This window comes from Rhodococcus sp. P4_B6, assembly GCF_056402215.1.
On the sequence record NZ_JBFUHV010000088.1, the window covers coordinates 18,943 to 35,323 of the forward strand.

At 63.8% G+C, this 16,381-nt stretch carries 13 protein-coding genes; 6 read left to right on the plus strand and 7 right to left on the minus strand.

The window, feature by feature from the left end; genetic code table 11:
- Positions 1 to 138 precede the first annotated feature (138 nt).
- The gene (locus tag AC1DWT_RS31245) at positions 139 to 2,097 is read right to left on the minus strand and encodes a flavin-containing monooxygenase (RefSeq protein ID WP_477923623.1); all 1,959 of its coding nucleotides are present in this window, start codon (positions 2,095 to 2,097) and stop codon (positions 139 to 141) included.
- A gap of 304 nt (positions 2,098 to 2,401) precedes the next feature.
- On the opposite strand from AC1DWT_RS31245, the gene AC1DWT_RS31250 reads away from it, so the two are divergent.
- Positions 2,402 to 3,721, plus strand: a complete 1,320-nt coding sequence (locus AC1DWT_RS31250; RefSeq protein ID WP_477923625.1) for an MFS transporter — start codon at positions 2,402 to 2,404, stop codon at positions 3,719 to 3,721.
- Between the two features lie 48 nt (positions 3,722 to 3,769).
- Here the strand turns inward: AC1DWT_RS31250 and AC1DWT_RS31255 are convergent, their stop codons facing one another.
- Both AC1DWT_RS31255 and AC1DWT_RS31260 read right to left on the minus strand, forming a co-directional pair.
- Complete coding sequence (locus AC1DWT_RS31255) at positions 3,770 to 6,985, minus strand: carboxyl transferase domain-containing protein (protein WP_477923627.1); 3,216 nt, start codon at positions 6,983 to 6,985, stop codon at positions 3,770 to 3,772.
- Between the two features lie 32 nt (positions 6,986 to 7,017).
- The gene (locus AC1DWT_RS31260) at positions 7,018 to 8,211 is read right to left on the minus strand and encodes a flavin reductase (protein ID WP_477923629.1); all 1,194 of its coding nucleotides are present in this window, start codon (positions 8,209 to 8,211) and stop codon (positions 7,018 to 7,020) included.
- Between the two features lie 497 nt (positions 8,212 to 8,708).
- Between AC1DWT_RS31260 and AC1DWT_RS31265 the strand changes: the two genes are divergently transcribed.
- Genes AC1DWT_RS31265 through AC1DWT_RS31275 form a run of 3 tightly spaced genes read left to right on the plus strand, consistent with a single transcriptional unit; the run spans position 8,709 to position 10,845 of the window.
- Entirely contained in the window at positions 8,709 to 9,194 is a 486-nt protein-coding gene (locus AC1DWT_RS31265) for a nuclear transport factor 2 family protein (protein WP_105418311.1), read from the plus strand.
- Complete coding sequence (locus tag AC1DWT_RS31270) at positions 9,191 to 10,072, plus strand: enoyl-CoA hydratase-related protein (RefSeq protein ID WP_141471893.1); 882 nt, start codon at positions 9,191 to 9,193, stop codon at positions 10,070 to 10,072. The genes AC1DWT_RS31265 and AC1DWT_RS31270 overlap by 4 nt, the downstream gene beginning before the upstream one ends.
- Entirely contained in the window at positions 10,069 to 10,845 is a 777-nt protein-coding gene (locus tag AC1DWT_RS31275) for an enoyl-CoA hydratase-related protein (RefSeq protein ID WP_477923632.1), read from the plus strand. Before AC1DWT_RS31270 ends, AC1DWT_RS31275 begins: the two co-directional genes overlap by 4 nt.
- 84 nt (positions 10,846 to 10,929) lie before the next feature.
- On the opposite strand, the gene AC1DWT_RS31280 is transcribed toward AC1DWT_RS31275, so the two are convergent.
- Positions 10,930 to 11,613, minus strand: coding sequence for a TetR/AcrR family transcriptional regulator (locus AC1DWT_RS31280; protein WP_283541014.1), 684 nt, complete (start codon positions 11,611 to 11,613; stop codon positions 10,930 to 10,932).
- A 171-nt stretch (positions 11,614 to 11,784) separates the two neighbouring features.
- On the opposite strand from AC1DWT_RS31280, the gene AC1DWT_RS31285 reads away from it, so the two are divergent.
- Complete coding sequence (locus AC1DWT_RS31285) at positions 11,785 to 11,997, plus strand: hypothetical protein (RefSeq protein WP_477923634.1); 213 nt, start codon at positions 11,785 to 11,787, stop codon at positions 11,995 to 11,997.
- Complete coding sequence (locus tag AC1DWT_RS31290) at positions 11,994 to 12,698, plus strand: carboxymuconolactone decarboxylase family protein (protein ID WP_477923635.1); 705 nt, start codon at positions 11,994 to 11,996, stop codon at positions 12,696 to 12,698. Before AC1DWT_RS31285 ends, AC1DWT_RS31290 begins: the two co-directional genes overlap by 4 nt.
- Before the next feature lie 71 nt (positions 12,699 to 12,769).
- On the opposite strand, the gene AC1DWT_RS31295 is transcribed toward AC1DWT_RS31290, so the two are convergent.
- The 3 genes from AC1DWT_RS31295 to AC1DWT_RS31305 form a co-directional block, all read right to left on the minus strand.
- Positions 12,770 to 13,057, minus strand: coding sequence for a DUF3263 domain-containing protein (locus tag AC1DWT_RS31295; protein WP_477923636.1), 288 nt, complete (start codon positions 13,055 to 13,057; stop codon positions 12,770 to 12,772).
- A gap of 74 nt (positions 13,058 to 13,131) precedes the next feature.
- Positions 13,132 to 14,667, minus strand: coding sequence for a 3,4-dihydroxy-2-butanone-4-phosphate synthase (locus tag AC1DWT_RS31300; protein ID WP_477923637.1), 1,536 nt, complete (start codon positions 14,665 to 14,667; stop codon positions 13,132 to 13,134).
- A gap of 409 nt (positions 14,668 to 15,076) precedes the next feature.
- Entirely contained in the window at positions 15,077 to 16,225 is a 1,149-nt protein-coding gene (locus tag AC1DWT_RS31305; protein WP_477923639.1) for a cytochrome P450, read from the minus strand.
- Positions 16,226 to 16,381: the final 156 nt, after the last annotated feature.

The window sequence follows — 16,381 nt, forward strand, 5'->3', positions numbered from 1 at the left end:
CTAGCCGAGCCTGGCCTCGACAGCACAACGAAGGGTAGGGGAGGGACGCTCTATCAGCATCCGTCCCCTACCGTTACCCGTACGCTCGGCGTCCGAAGACGAGCAGCGGCGCGAGTCCGACCGTCGCGTATCCGTTCGTCAGCGGATCGTGTAGTTTTCCAGATCCGGCCGTCGAGTCATCTCCCAGTATTCGACGTTGAGGAAGGGCATGACGAAGACGACGCGCCCGCGTGAGTTGCGGTAGTAGGTCGACATCCCACGGTGGGTCCAGACGGTGCGGGCGTGAGTGGTGTCGACAAGCTCGTTGTATTTGTCGTTTGCATCGGTTCGTGCGTCGATCGCCGCGATGTTCTGTTGGAACATTTCGGTCAGTAGTCCCCGGATGTAGCGCATTTGAACTTCCATGAAGAACATGAAGCTGCCGCTACCGGGGAAGGAGTTCGGGCCGCCGAGCATGAAGAAATTGGGGAACTGGGGAACCGAGACGCCCAGATACGCCCGCGGATCGTCGTCGTTCCATGCTTCCCTCAGCGACAGCCCGTCCACCCCGCGCACGTCGAGTGAGGAGACAAAGCGAGCGGCCTCGAACCCCGTCGCCCAGATGATGACGTCTGCGTCGATCGCGGCTCCCGACGCGCTGACGAGCCCGGTCTCGGTCACGGCGGCGACCGACTCGTTGATCAGGTCGACGTTGTCCCGCCGCAGCGCCTCGTACCAGCCGTTGTCGAGCAGGATCCGCTTGCCGAACGGGGGGTAGTCCGGCATCACCTTGTCGAGGAGGTCGGTACGGTCGCCGACCTGAGCGGTGATGTACCGGGTGAAGTACTCGCGGTGGGCGTCATTGCGAGCGTTGACGGACCGCTCGGGATGCTCCCACTCCGGGTCGACGCGAAGGGACTCGATAACCTTGTCGCCGAACTGCCAGAACAGCCGAATCCAGTACCAGCTGTGATAGAGCGGGCACGACTGTAACAGCCGGCGAAGTTCCATGGGAATGGGCATCCGGAACTTCTCGAAGGGTGCCACCCATTGCGGGGAACGCTGAAACACCGTGAGGTGCTCGACCCGATCCGCGATGGCGGGAGTGATCTGCATCGAACTCGCACCGGTGCCGACGATGGCAACCCGCTTACCGTCGAGGTCGAGTCCCTCGGGCCAGTCGGCGGAGTGAAAACTCGTTCCACGGAAGGTATCCATGCCGGGGAGGGTCGGCGTCACCGGCCGATTGAGAACTCCGACGGCGCTGATGACGACATTGGAACGCAGAGTTTCGATCGATCCGTCAGGGTTTCGTACGTCGACACTCCACGCCCGTGACGTCTCGTCGTAGGTCGCGGCGAGAACCTCGGTGCTGTATCGGACTCGTTCGTTGCCACCGACGTCCTTGAGGACGCGCCCGAAGTATTCCTGGAGTTCGTTGCGCAGTTCGAAGTGGGTGTTCCAGTCGTTCTTGGCGAAGGAGAAGGAATACAGATGGCTGGGCGTGTCGACGCCGGCGCCGGGGTAGGTATTCTGCCACCAGTTCCCTCCCGCCTCTGGCTGCTTCTCGAGGATCACGTAGTCGATGCCCATGTCTTCGAGCTGTTGGGCCGCGGCGATGCCGGCGACGCCCGTTCCGATCACGATGACGTTGAATCCGACGGGGGGAGTGACGGGTTCGAGGGCGAGTTCGGGTGCGTTCGGCGCCGCTCGGCGCGCCAGCTCCAGAGACAGCATCGGACCGTACTGGTCCGCAACGGGCTCACCCATACAGACGCTGATCATGCGGACGGTCTGTTCGGCTGTTGGCGTCTCGATCACCGGTTCGACCCCGGACTGGAAGTCCAGGATCGCCTGCACTGCGGCCTGACGAATCTCGTCCTGGATCTCGTCGGAGAGCCCTCCCGAGTCGTGGTCGCCGAGACCCTTGCCGCGGGTGGGCCGGTAGGGCTCCTCGAGCCACTTCTCGTCCCCGGTCATCTGGTAGACCACCATCAGCAGAGCGGGAACGTTCGCGATGGAGACCGCGGTCCGTACCTCGGCCTCGCTCAGGCGATCCGGGTTGAACTGGCTCGACTCGGTCACGGCCGTAGATGGGGCGGGGCTGGCTGTCTGCATAGTTGCTACCTCTCGCGGGTGCCCGAACGTTGTAGTGGCAAAGCGCCACGCACGATGATTTGTTCAACGTTCGTGTTGATTTTCGTTGTTCTTATGGTTGCAGTCTGCGTAGACGTTTGTCAACGCTTGAGTTGAAAGCGCCGAGCGGTACGGATCGGCGTGAGGCGGGCAGAGCTGTCTACGCTGCTGTTGACACGGTGGGGTGGGTGTGGGATTCTCGCTTTCGGCTGTGCCGTGCATCACACCGGCATCGGCCGATCCCACATCTCGGTGGTTCACTGGCTCTCACCAGAACGGAATCGCAATGACTTATGCCGTTACTCCCAATTCTTCCGCGGAAAGAGTGCTCGATCTCCGTGCCTCCCGAAAGGCGCTGATCGCCGGGTCCCTCGGCAACCTCGCCGAGTGGTACGAATTCGCCATTTACGCATATATGGCACCGGTTTTCGCGCCGTTGTTCTTCCCCTCCGACAATCCGACAGCGGCGATCTTGTCGACGTTTCTCGTGTTCGCGCTGGCGTTCTTCCTCAGGCCCGTCGGTGCGGTCGCCTTCGGTCGTCTGACCGATCGAGTCGGACGCCGACCTGTGCTGGCGATGATCATCGGCCTGATGGCGGTGGCTACCACGGTCATAGGTCTTCTGCCCACCCACGCCCAGGTCGGGGTGCTGGCGCCGGTTCTGCTCACCCTCTGTCGGGTGGGTCAGGGCCTGTCCGCGGGCGGAGAGATGGGTGGCGCGGTCTCTCTCATGGTGGAATCCGCACCGTCGAACAAGCGGGGCGTGTACGGTTCCTGGTCGTTCGTAGGTACAACGTTGGGGTTCGTTCTCGGTGGTGGCGTGGCAACGATTCTGGCGACCGTCCTGTCCGAGGATCAGCTCACGTCGTGGGGGTGGCGAATCGGTTTCCTGCTCGCGGCCCCGATGGGTGTCGTCATCCTCTATCTGCGGATGCGCGTGGACGAGACCCCACACTTCAAGCAGATGACAGTCGAACGCGCCGCCTCCGACGCCTCGTCGGCACCGCAGAGACGTTCCCCGGTCTATCTTCTCGTGACGATGGGCGCCGTCGTGGTGTACAACGCGGTCGGTAACACCTTCATGGTCGGGATGCCGGCGTTCTTGTCGAAGAGTTTCGAGATGTCTTTCGAACGCTCGTATCTGCTCGCGTTGATCACCGGGCTCGTCGCGGCAATCTTCATGCCGGTTTTCGGCGCCTTGTCCGATCGAGTGGGTCGCCGTCCCGTTCTGTTGTGGGGTTCGGTTGCCGTCGTGGCTCTGTCCTACCCGCTCTACGCGATGCTCGGCTTCGGTTTTCGGGGCGGATTGATCGCGCTGGCGATCGCCGGTGTGCTCATCGGTGCGGTGGGCGGGCCCATGCCGGCTTTCCTCTCGGAACGATTCCCCACACGAAGCCGTGCCACCGGAATCTCCGTCACCTACGCACTTTCGGTGGCGTTGTTCGGAGGCACGGCACCGTACATCATCACCTGGTTGGCTTCGGCGACCGGCGATCCGTTGTCCGCGGCGTACTACACCTTGGGTTGCGCCGCGGTCAGTGTGGTCGCCCTCCTCACTATTCGCGGTGTCGATCGGGAGCAGCACCGCGCGGAGCTCGAAGACTGACGACTAGCAGGTGCCCGTCTCCAGCGGAGACGGGCACCTCGGTGTTTGTCACCATGTATCGAGATACCGCCGAACCCCCTCGGCGGATCGGCTTTCCGCGCGGTCGAAGGTCCCCACGATCCATGCTCGCGTGTCAGCCGGATCGATGACGTCGTCGATTTCGAACACCGATGCCGCATTCGTGGCACGGCCCTGCGCCTCGTAGTCGGCCAGAAGGGACCGAAAGGTCTGCTCCCTCTCATGCGGGTCGTCGATCGCGTCCAGTTCTCTGCGGAATCCGAGCCGCACCGCGCCCTCGGGGCCCATCGCGCCCAGCTCTCCGGTCGGCCAGGCGAGCATCGCGTCCGGGACGCGGAAACTTCCACCGGCCATGGCCTGCCCTCCGAGCCCGTAGGACTTGCGGACGATGATCGCGCACAGTGGAACAGAGAGATTGGGGCCGGTGACGAAGAGCCGGCTGACATGCCGCACCATGGCCGTCTCTTCCGCTTCGGGCCCCACCATGAATCCCGGGGTGTCGCAGAGGGAGAGAATCGGCAGGCCGTAGGTGTCACAGAGTCGGAGGAAGCGCGCCATCTTGTCCGCTCCGGCGCTGTCGATGGCACCGCCGCGGTGACGTCCGTCGTTGGCGACGATGCCCAGTGGTCGCCCCTCTACCMGCGCCAGACAAGTGACCATTCCCTGCCCGAACATTTCTCGCAGTTCGAGGACTGAGTCGTCATCGGCGAGGGTGTGGATGAGTGCACGAATGTCGAACACCCGCGATCGTCTCTCGGGTACGGCGTTGCGTAGCCGGCGTTGATCGGCGCAGGACCATTGCCGGGTAGAGCCCTGGAAGTAGCCGATGTACTTCCTGGCAACGGCCACGGCGGCAGCCTCGTCGTCGATGAGAACATCGACAACACCGTTGGCCGCCTGGGCCGGAGCGGGCCCGATCGCCTCGGGCGCGAACACCCCCAGGCCTCCGCCCTCGATCATGGCCGGACCACCCATTCCGATGTTCGCGTCGCGGGTTGCAATGACGACGTCACATGCGCCGAGCAGCGCGGCGTTACCCGCGAAGCAACGTCCGGACGCAATTCCCACTGTAGGAACATGCCCGTTGAGGCGACCCAACGCAACGAAGGTCCCCAAGTCCATCCCGGTCGCCTTGGCCTGGTTGTCGGTGTCCCCGGGACGTCCACCACCGCCTTCGGCGAAGATGACCACTGGAGAGCCCCGTCGCCGGGCGAGTTCGAACATCCGCTCGGCCTTCTTGTGGTTCTGCAGCCCCTGGGTGCCCGCCAACACGGTGTAGTCGTAGGCGAGCGCGGCGACGTCGGGGACTTCTGCGCCGAGTCCGGACGCGTTCACTCGGCCGAAGCCAGCGACGAGACCGTCGGCGGGGGTATTGGCTTCCAGGTCGTCCAGGGACCGTCGCCGACGCTGTGCGGCGATGAGAAGCGGTCCGTATTCACGAAAGGAGCTGGGGTCGAACAGGTCCGCGAGGTTCTCTCGTGCGGTGCGTTTGCCGGCATCGTGCCTTCGTGTGATGGCATCGGGGCGGGCGAAATCGAGCCCGGCCTCGTGGCGGCGTTTGATGTCGGCGACATCGGCGCGGGTTTCATCCGGATCGGGCAGTTCGGGTGGGGCGCTCGTGGTGGCCTCCGACGTGCCGTCGAGAGTGGCGAGGGTTGCGACTGTCGCTCCCTCGGCGACGCTGTCGCCGACCATGACCGTCACCCTCCCCAGCCTGCCGGCCGACGGGGCAATGATTTCGTACTCCATTTTCATCGCCTCGAGAACCGCTATCGGGTCGCCTCGCTCGACCCACTGCCCGCTTTCGGCGGCGACCGCCACCACCGTGCCGGCCGATGGTGCGAACAGTTCGGCCGCGTGGGTGCCCTCGGCCGCCGGCGCACGTGCGAGCAGGTGCTCGTCGACGAAGCTGGTCGTCATCGCACCCTGTCGAATTCCGGGGTCGGCCAGCACCGACCGAAGCAAGGCCACGTTCGTCGGTACTCCCTCGACGACGACTTGGCTCAGTTGCGCCTCGAGGTGATCGAGAACATCGGCCAGGCCGACGTCCCGGCGGTGAACGATGATCTTGGCCAGGAGCGGGTCGTAGTCGTTGGTGGCCTCCATACCGGTGTGGCCGTGAGTTTCCACGCGAATACCCGGCCCGGCGGGCAGATCGAACTGGGTGATCTGCCGTGATGTGGTGGCCGCGGGTTCGAGGGTGACTCGCGCTTCGACAGCGATCCCGCGCGGGCCACCGATCGACTCCTGAGACAGACCCTGGTCCGTCAGCGACACCCCGTCCGCGAGCGCGAGCTGGGCGGCGACGAGGTCGACACCCGTGATCTCTTCGGTGACGCCGTGTTCGACCTGCAGCCGAGGATTTCCTTCGATGAAGTAGTACAGGTCGGGGGAATCGGCGTCGACGAGGAACTCGAAGGTACAGGCACCTCGGAAGCCGGTGGCCCGTGCGAGGGCGAGTGCGGACTGCAACAGAGCCGACCTCGTCGTGTCCGGCAGGTTCGGGGCCGGTGCAATCTCGATGAGCTTTTGATGGCGGCGCTGGATCGTACATTCGCGGTCCCACAGGTGTATTGGCTCGCTGACACCATCGCCGAGCACCTGCACCTCGATGTGCCGTGCCCGCGGTAGATACCGCTCGACATAAACGTCCGCTTGCCCGAAACCGCGCAGCGCCTCGGACCTGCATCGCTCCAGCGCACGGTCGAGGTCCGCGGCGCAGGTGACGACACGTATTCCGCGGCCGCCGCCGCCACCGAGTGCCTTCACGATGACGGGTGCACCCGATTGCGCGTCCATGAAGGCCAGTGCCTCCGGAAGACCCGTTGCGCCACTCGTCGCAGGAAGGACGGGAACTCCGGCCTCCTCGGCCAGCGCCCGTGTCGCTGCCTTGTCACCGAAGAGCCTCAGAGTTTGGGAGTTGGGCCCCACGAACGTGATACCTGTTCGCGCACAGGCGTCCGCGAGATCCGGATTCTCGCTCGCAAAACCGTACCCGGGATGGAGCATGGTGCATCCGGACGTGTGGGCTGCGCGCACTATCTGCTCGATGTCGAGGTAGGCGGCGGCACCGCGCCCCGGCAGTAGGCGCGCCTCGTCCGCSGCTCGCACGTGGAACGCATCAGACTCGTCGCCATGATGTACCGCGACGGTGTGAAAGCCGCGGTCGCGGGCGGTGCGGATGATCCTCAGCGCGACTTCGCCGCGGTTGGCGATCAGGAGGCCGGGCAATCGCTTTTCCTTCATTGTCACTGAACCCCGTCCCCTGGGTAGTCCGATTACGCCGTGGAGGGCGTGTGCCCGCCCAGCGTCGCAGTGACCGTCTCGGCCGCCGATATCAATCGATCGCGATACTGCTCGACCACCGCTCCGGACAACTGGCGGGGGAGTTGGTAGAGACTCAGCAAGAGCACTGGCTGCCCGTTCTTACCGAATACCGGAGCACTGATGATCCGGACGTCATACGGTGCTGCCGGATCGATCTCGGCAGGTTCGTATCCCTCGAGGCTCAGTCCGCGGGCGGCTTCGGTAACGTCGGCTGCCAGATCACCCGTGGCCCCGGTCAGCGGCAGACGCGCAACAGCACCTTCGAAGCGCACCTGGGCGTCGCTGCGAAGCACGAGCGACCAGCCGCGGTCGCGGACGCGGGACACTGCCTGCACGAGCAGGTCTCGATCGAGCGTCTCTCCACCACGTCCGATCCATCTGTCGAATTCGCGTCCCTCGGCCCACGCCATCAGTGGTAATGCGAGGGGGGGTACGAAGGGCATCCGCTGCCCGAGGCGGATGTGCGGAGACGTGTGAAGAGCGCTTGACATGCTGCTGCCGACCAGGACCAATTGATCCCTGATCGCGACCGAGGCGCAGCACTCCACTCCCAATTCGTGAGCGACCGCGTCCATCTCCGGGCGGGCCTGATCGACGATGCTCAGCGGCCGCAGCAGATCAGCCTCACCGGGGGCAGTGAGAGAAGTCGACGAGAAGCACCCGTAGCCACCCTGGAAGAAGATGAGTGGTGAGTTCGCCTCATCGACCTCGAGAGATGTGACCCGGCCGATGRCCAGGAAGTGGTCACCGGCGTCATGGATCGTGTCGATGGTGCAGTCGATCCACGCGATCGAATCGTGGATACGCGGATCGCCGTGCGGTGTCGGTGACCAGGAAATCGCCGCGAATTTGTCCGAGCCCTTCAGTGCCAAACTACGGCAGACATCCTGCTGACCGGCGCCGAGCACATTGACGCAGAAGCGGCCGGCTTCGCGGATCTTCGGGAAGGTACTCGAGCCCTTGTCCGGGAGGAAAGCAACCAGTGCTGGATCCAGCGACACCGAGGTGAAGGAACCGACGGCCATGCCGACCGGCATGCCCGCGGAATCGGTAGAGGTGATAGCCACCACGCCCGTCGGGAAGTGGCCGAGCACGCTACGGAAATGCCCCGGATCGATCACTGTGGTGGGCTCGGTGAGTGTCATCGGGTCATCCTTCTCGGCGTCAGGGGATTGCCTGAGCGGGTGCGTGGGGTCTGGCTGGGGGTTCTTCGATTTTTGCCGGGTGGGTTGGTGCGGTCAGCGTCTGTCTCGTCGAGGTGTCAGAGGAAGCGGCGCCGACTTCAGGTAGTCGTGATGTCTCCGTCCGTCGCATGTGACGTGCATCGCTCTACAAGATGATGGTCCACCGATCACGACTCGCTGTCAACTATAGCGTTGACTAAATTCTACGAAAATGTTGACAGACCATTCGAGTTGCGGTTGATCCGGTGTTGCATCTTGACGTGCTGAGATGCTGATGCAGAGATCGGTAGGGGAGTGGAGGACAAGTACTCGCTGTGTCTACACAAGCGTTGATAATCGGTGTAGATTCTTGGTAGCTTCTCGTCTAGGGCGCCGCAGTACAGCTCCGCCCCAGACATGCCTGGCGCCGAGAACTCGCTCTCGCCACTGGCTGCCCCGTCACATGGAGGAAAAACACAATGACTACCAGTGCACTCTCGAGTCGAGAACTGACCGAGCTCCTCGAGACCCAGAAAGTTGAACGAGTGCTGTACGACTACGCGTACTACCTCGACATGAACCAGCCCGACGATCTCGCGGCCCTGTTCACCTCAGACTGCTACGTCGCGTACGGACCCGACTTCGGCGCCGAGGGACGTCAGGCCTATCGGAAGACCCTCGACGGAATCGGCACTTTCTTCAGCGCCACCAGTCATCACGTCTCCAACGTCGTGGTCGACTTCGATGAGGAGCTGCGCACCGCAACCGTCCGGTCGGTGCTGTACGCGTGGCATCAGTACACCAAGGAGGGCAAGCGGGACGGTCACTTCTTCGGCCAGTACCACGATGTCCTGGTGCGCGACGATGAGCACGGTTGGCGCTTCACCCGGCGCGAGCTGCGTGCCGCCGGAGTCGTCGACTTCCACGTCAAGAAGCAGATCCCGATCGGGCGTGCCTCGGCATGACCGCGCCCACCGGTACCGCCGCAGTGGACACCGAGTACGAGTACCTACGCATTGAGCATCGCGGGCCGATCAGCTGGATCGTCCTCGACCGTCCGGACAAAGCGAACGCGCTCTCGAATGCGCTCCTCGGCGAGTTCAGTGACGCGCTCGAGCAACTCGCCACCACCGGCGGACCCGTCGTGGGGATCCGCGGTGAAGGCAAGGGCTTCTCCGCCGGCTACGACATCGACCAGGTCGGCGAATACACCACCACGAAGGACCCGGTCTCGGATCGGGAACGGCTGGCGCGCAACGTCAACCGTTACCTGGCGATTTGGGACCACCCGAAGCCGGTGATTGCCGCAGTCCACGGCTACTGCATCGCGGGTGCCACCCAGATGTGTGTGTTCACCGATCTCACGATTGTGGCTCACGATGCGCGCATCGGCGAACCGGCCGTGCCGCTGGGTGGGGGATACATCGCCCCGCTGTGGGCGCCGCTGGTCGGACCCAAGCGGGCGAAGGAACTCGCCTTCATCGCCGGCAACTCGATCGACGGTGACACCGCGGTCGCGTGGGGTTGGGCCAACCGAGCCGTCCCGGCGGAAACGCTGATCGAGACCGTCGAACGATTGGCCGCCCAGATAGCGAAGATTCCCTCCGATCTCCTGCGCATCAAGAAGCTGTCGGTCAATCGCGCAATGGAGGCCATGGGGGTACGCACCGCAGCGCAGGGCGGCGCAGAAATGGATGCGCTACTGCATCTGTCGCCCTCGGTGGCGGAGGTGCGGGCCTTCATCGCGGACGTCGGCCTGAAGGCAGCCATCGCCTCCTACCGCGCCCCGGCCGATCTCCCCCCCTCCTCTTCATCAACACCGTCAGGAAAGGCAACACCATGACCAGCGGAGTAACGTTCACCCGCGACGGCCACATCGCCCGCGTCACACTCGACCGGCCCAAAGCGCTGAACTCGATCAACGCCGAAATGGACCAGGCGTTGTACGAGGCGTGGACCGAAATCAATAACGACCCCGACCTGTGGGTGGCCGTGCTGTCCGCCTCCGGCGAGAAGGCGTTCTGCGCCGGCGCCGACGTGAGCGGCGGCACGGAAGGCGACGGACGCAGAATGGCGCTCGGCGGTGGACTCACCGGCGTCGGTGGCCCCCTGCTGAAGCTGCGCAAACCTCTCGTCGCCGCTGTGCAGGGCTATGCCATCGGCGGCGGATTCGAGCTGGCAATGTGCGCGGACGTCATCGTGGCAGCGGACAACGCCCAGTTCGGCATGCCGGAAACGAAGGTCGGGATCATCGGCGAGGCAGGCATCATGCACCGCGCGATCCGGCAACTCCCGCATCACATCGCCATGGCGATGATCCTCACCGGTGACCRCATCACCGCCGTCGACGCCGAACGATACGGACTCGTCAACGAGGTCGTCGCACCCGAGCAACTCGATAAGGCCGCCGACCAGTGGGCCGAGCGAATTGCGGCCGCATCTCCACTCGCGGTACAGGCAGCCAAGGATGCCGTACTGTCCCGACTGGACTGGCCCCTGGAGATCGCATTGGCGACCCGCTATGAGCCCATCGAAGCCTACGCGGCCAGCGCCGACCGGCTCGAGGGGCGAGCTGCGTTCGCCGAGAAGCGAAAGCCGCAGTGGACCGGTCGGTAGCCGAGCGGTGGACGTGCCGCGGGACGAGATGCAGTCACGTACTCGCGGCACCCCTTCTCGCCGGGGGCGAAATTCTGGGTGGAATTAGCCGGAACTGACCAGCGCGCCTTCGAAGAACAGGGCGCAGAACGCGTCGATGGTCTGTTTGGCGTCCACCCTGTGCGCGCCGGGCTTGAGCCACCGATGGGTCCAGTTGATCATGCCAAACAACGCTTTGGCCATCAGCGCAGTCGGAACGTCCTCACGGAAGGTCCCTTCCGCGACCCCCTGCTCGAGAACACCGGCGACGATCGACTCGAACCGCTTGGTTTTTCGCAGCATATCCTTCGCCCACGGCGTCGACTGGAACTCGAGCTTCGCCATGTCCTCCTGGATGTAGAGGTACACGTAAGGATAATTGTTCTCGTACGAGAGCATCTGCAGTTCGACCAGGCGGCGGAGCTTCTCCGGGGCGTCAACGTCCAACTCCGCGACCTCTGCTGCAGCACGGAGGTTTTCGTCCAGAACGCCGGCCACAACATCGTGGAACAGCGCCTGGAACAATTCCTTCTTACTGGCGAAGTAGTAGTAGATCGACGCTCGGTCGGTACCGAAGCGCTCTGCAATGTCGTTCAACGTGGCGGCGTCGTAACCCTTCTCTTGAAAAACATCAGCCGCCGTCTGCAAGAGTTCACGGCGCTTCGCTTGATAGCTCGGGCTACTATCGTTCTGCGCACTACGGCGGCGGCGGCTCATCCCGCTGCTTCTCGTCACTGGTGTTCTGGCCACACAGGGGATGCTACGCGGCAAGCGAAAAGAAATCTATCAACGTTGACGTAAATCAACTTCAACGTTGACGCAATACGTGTTGTCGCATACCGTCGAACGACGAGAGACCCGAGCCATCGCGGGCCACTCGACGGCGAGCGCCGCCTCCACCCGACTTCAAGAGGGGCCGACATGAGATGTGTCGACGTCAGCGGACGCATCCTGGCCGTCGGAGGTGTGGTGTGCGGTATGCGCCGCAATCCCCATCAGGCTCCCGCCCGATCGCAAGCAAGCAACCTCGCCGAGGTACTCCCGCGGACGGCCCTCGTGTGTGGACAGTTCGCCACGCGACAGTTGCAGGCCGACGCGGCGGAGACCCTGCGCACGGAAGCCGTCCCACAGTGATCGAATCCGACGACCCTCCCGACCCCGCGCCGCCACCAATCGGCAAAGAACTCACCCTTGCCGACCTCTACGCCGTCGCCGACGCGCACTTGCGCGAGGTCGACGACGGAGAACCCTTGGATCCCCTGACCCGTACCTTCATCGAACTCGGCGTGCGGTYGTCCGTGACTACGCTGGACATCGAGGGGGCCAAACGCCACATGCAGACGGCGCTGGACCTGGGGGCAACCGCCGATCAAGTGCACGAAGTCCTCATGCTGGTGTCCGGACTAGGGGTGCACACCCTCTTCGAAACAACCGGGCACCTGTACGCTCTCGCCTCTGAACGGCAACAGGTTCCAGCGAATTCGGTGCTCGATACCGACCGAAATCGACTATGGGAACGATTCGTCGAAAACGACCCGTACCGGCAACGCCTCGAGGACGAGATACCTGGATTCCTCCACGCCCTGATCCGAATCTCCCCGCAAGCGTTTGCAGCCTTCTGCGAGTACTGCGCCGTTCCCTGGCAGACCAAGAACCTGCGCGCGGTCACCAAAGAACTCATCGCCCTCGCCGTGGACGCAACGCCACACCATCGCTACCTCCCCGGCCTGAAACTGCACCTACGTAATGCGATCGAACTCGGTGCCGGCGGCAACGGCATACGCGAAGCGCTCCAGATCGCCGCGCATTCCCCTCCGCACAGGGGCGTGCGCTGACTGTGAGGCACCATCAGGGGTGGCTGAAACGCGAACACTGTGGATCGCCCGCGTGGCGTGGTCGAGGCGGACTACGGGGCGTCCACGCGCACAGATGGAGGGAAATCCATCAACCCACGGGCGCCCGCCGTTGGGGGCAACCGGTCGTGGCAGATGGTCCGAATACGCTGTCGAGTCGCCGCAGATGTGATGGAGCGGTCAGAGTCTAGGATGCGCGCCAGTCTTGCGAAGTACTGCCTCGGGTTCAGGCCGAACTCGTCGAAGATCAGTCGATTCGACCCGCCACCGTACGGGTGCCAGCGAAGCGCGAACTCCAGCATTGCGCGTTCGAAACGGTCTTGGCTATCGCCGAGCATCATCGACTCCAGAGGGTGGGCAATGTTGAAGCGCGCGCAGGCGTAAGCCGACAGACTTCGGCCCGGTCAGGTCGACCTCAGCTGCACGCCGGCGCGGAAGCGTTGGGGAGAAGCGTCCGGGTGTGTCGAACATCGTCCTCGAGCGCGGCAACGAGTTCTTCCTTCGAGGCGAAGGTCGATTGGCCGCGAATCCAGTGGTCGAGGTGCACGGTGACCTCGAGGTCGTACAGATCTTCATCGAAATCGAGCAAGTGAGCCTCCAGCAGCCGCGTTCCCACACGGCCGTAGAAGGTCGATCGGCGACCGATAGAGACCGCGGCGGCGATGGACCTGCCGTCGGGGAGCACGCAGCGACCTGCCCACACACCGTCGACGAGGCGCACTTCGGAAGAAGCGCCACTGCCTTCTGTGTCGAGTTCGAGATTTGCGGTCGGGAACCCGAGTTCACGACCGCGCTGGTCACCATGTCGCACAAGCCCTGTGACGATATGGCTGGTGCTCGCTGAGGTGCCGACCTTCTCGATCACGGCCGAGCCCGAATCGGATTCGGACAGCACCGAGGCCTCGATACCCATGATTTCCAGGGTCCGGCGCAGATCGGCCGGCGGGTCCAGTAGCCGCGGCGACGAGATCCCGAGTTCACGGATCACCTGCGCGACGTCTGCATTCCGGTCCACGCGTCTACGGTCCTGCTGCTGCGCGGTAAGGGTGTACGAATCGAGGCCGTTCGTGTTGCGCTCAATCAGTACGACACCGTCGCCATGGGTGGCTATGTGCGCGAACACCGCCTGAAGGTCAGGGTCCGCGTCGTCGGCATGCGGCGCGAAGTCCGATTCCCGGTGAACGTGAATCCAGGGAGCGTCCGCGGTGTGGGGACGTCCGATTCGGTAGGCGATGTAATCGGTGCCGGTCGCGTCGCTTCGAAATCCGGAAGTGAGCAGGTCGCCGTAGGGGCTCTTCCGGGTGACGGTGAAGGTGCATCGGACATGCAGTTCGACTGCACGGCGGTAGATGACGACGTCGTCCGCAGATACCCAGGTCAATCGGTGTGCCCGGGCGAATGCGCGGGATTCGTCGTCGTTTGCGATGCGGGTGGGATCTTTCTCCGAGACAAGCGCAGCGAAGGCGCCGACCGGGTGCAGACCGGCTGCGCGAGCGAGGTCCGTTACGACTTCCGCGGGACCGCGAGTCTCGAGTACTCCGTTCTCGCGCGCTCGGGCCGGCACGACATGGCCGGGACGGGTGAAGTCGCCAGCCGCGCTGTCGGGACTGGCGAGCGTTGCGAGGGTGCGAGCCCGGTCGGCAGCAGAAATCCCGGTACCCACCCCGACGATCGCATCCACCGAGACCGTGTACCAGTCGTTAGCTCGCTCGGGGATCGTTCCTACCATCGGTGGCAACCCGAGACGATCGCAGACACGGCGGGGCACCGCCGCGCAAACGAAACCCGAGCTGTGTCGGACCATCGATGCGAGCGCGGCTGGGGATGCCTTCTCAGCCGCCAGGAGAAGGTAGCCGTCCGGATCCCCGTCGGCACTGCCCGTGAGCACAACGGCGCGGCCAGCGGCGAGGTCGGACAGCGCTTGCTGGACTCGGGTCATCGAATTACTCATGCGTGCATCTCCAATCTGGGGGGCGGCGGCCGGCGTTCCCGCCTCGCTCGCTTGTCGCGGACGGCGCACCGCGTTCCTCTGTGACGAGGATCGCAGCTGTACCCACGTTTGTCAACGTCAACGTAGATGTGGGAAGGTAGTGGTCGTCTTCGTTGGTCGCGAGTCCGCCTTTGACCAGCGGTCCGGGTACGAATCACGACCGCGACGATCGGGGCCGTTGATCGGACCGAACCGGGTCGTCGATCGACGTCGTCGGATTCGGGGTCGAGGCAGGCGAGGTGAACATTCCTGCGGAGGCGAGGGGCCGCACGATGACAAGGACCTCACGGCGATTGATGAATCGATACCCTCGGTCGCCGTGAGATCCTGCCCTCGCCAGTGGCGTTGTGCCGCTGTCCGAGTGGCCCGCTTAGCCGGTGGACCACCGCAGCGGAACCGAGGTCATGGAGCTCACGATCCCTGACTGGAAGCCCACCCTCGACGGGTCGGACACCTCGAAGTCGGGAATCTGTGTCAACCACTCTTCCAAGGTCGTCTGGATTTCCGCGCGCGCTAAATGCGCTCCTGCACAGTGGTGCACGCCGTGACCGAACGTGATGTGATCAATTTCTTCACGCCGGAAGTCGACATCCATCGGGCACTTGTTCTTGCGGTCGTCGAGGCCGTAGAGCACGGTCGGCAGCGCCACCATGTCGCCCGATTTCAGGTCCACGCCGTCGACGGTGATGTCCTTCTTGATCAGCCGGGCATCGGATACCAACCCGAAGCGCCGCAGCAACTCCTCGGTGGCGGTCGGAATCAGCTGCGGATCGGCGACAAGGGCGCGCCGCTCCTCGGGATGCGTGGCGAGAAAGTGCATCGTGAAGCTCAGAAAGTTCACCACGGTGTCCAGCCCGGCCAGCAGCAGAAGGCCGCAGATCTTCAGGGCCTCGTCCTTGGTAATCGGTCGACCGTTGACCTGACTTTGCACCACGGTACTGATCGCATCGTCCCCCGGCTTCTCCATGCGAGCGTCGATGAAGGGAGACAAGTACTCGAAGAAGAGATCGATTGCCTCACCCATACTCATCGAGCCGTCGGGCCTAGTCATCTGGTCCCCGATGTACTTCAACTTCGGGGCATCACTCAGCGGAAGGTCGACGATCATGAGGAAGATCCTGATCGGGAAGACCTCCGCGTACTCCTTGGTGAAGTCGCAACTGCCTGCGGCGCGGATCTCCCGAATCAGTTCCCGCGCGGTTTTCCTAATATCGTCGCCGATGCGATCGATGGTATGGGGTCCGACGCTCGCGTTGAGAATGCGCCGGTACGGTCGCTGCTCGGGCGGGTCCATCGAGGTGGGGATGAAACTGTACTCTTCGCCCGCCTCGCGGGGCAGGAAGGGACATTCGCTCGAAAAGTGCTCGAAGTCTGTGAACATCTGCTGGATCAGTGAGCCCCGCGTCGCGATCCAGTGCCCGCCGTTGTGGGGGGTCCACACAAGATCGCGCATGCCGGGATCTTGCAGGTGCTTCCACGCCTCCTGGGCGCCCTGGTCGATGTGGGGCGGGTTGTACATGTCGAAATCAACGACCCGCTCCGGTGGAACATTCGTCGGCAAGTCGCTTGCGGGTGTCGTACTGATTGTTTCGGGTGCTGGCCCCATTGTTCGCTCACTTCCGCGATAGCTTATCGGTGATGTTGAACTGCTTCGGTCTCTGGTGCGGTCTACCTC

Coding starts and splice junctions, on each gene's coding strand:
- AC1DWT_RS31250 (WP_477923625.1), top strand. CDS start 2,402: ATGACTTATGCCGTTACTCCCAATTCTTCCGCGGAAAGAGTGCTCGAT.
- AC1DWT_RS31300 (WP_477923637.1), bottom strand. CDS start 14,667: ATGAGTAATTCGATGACCCGAGTCCAGCAAGCGCTGTCCGACCTCGCC.
- AC1DWT_RS31285 (WP_477923634.1), top strand. CDS start 11,785: ATGAGATGTGTCGACGTCAGCGGACGCATCCTGGCCGTCGGAGGTGTG.
- AC1DWT_RS31305 (WP_477923639.1), bottom strand. CDS start 16,225: ATGTACAACCCGCCCCACATCGACCAGGGCGCCCAGGAGGCGTGGAAG.
- AC1DWT_RS31265 (WP_105418311.1), top strand. CDS start 8,709: ATGACTACCAGTGCACTCTCGAGTCGAGAACTGACCGAGCTCCTCGAG.
- AC1DWT_RS31270 (WP_141471893.1), top strand. CDS start 9,191: ATGACCGCGCCCACCGGTACCGCCGCAGTGGACACCGAGTACGAGTAC.
- AC1DWT_RS31245 (WP_477923623.1), bottom strand. CDS start 2,097: ATGCAGACAGCCAGCCCCGCCCCATCTACGGCCGTGACCGAGTCGAGC.
- AC1DWT_RS31295 (WP_477923636.1), bottom strand. CDS start 13,057: ATGATGCTCGGCGATAGCCAAGACCGTTTCGAACGCGCAATGCTGGAG.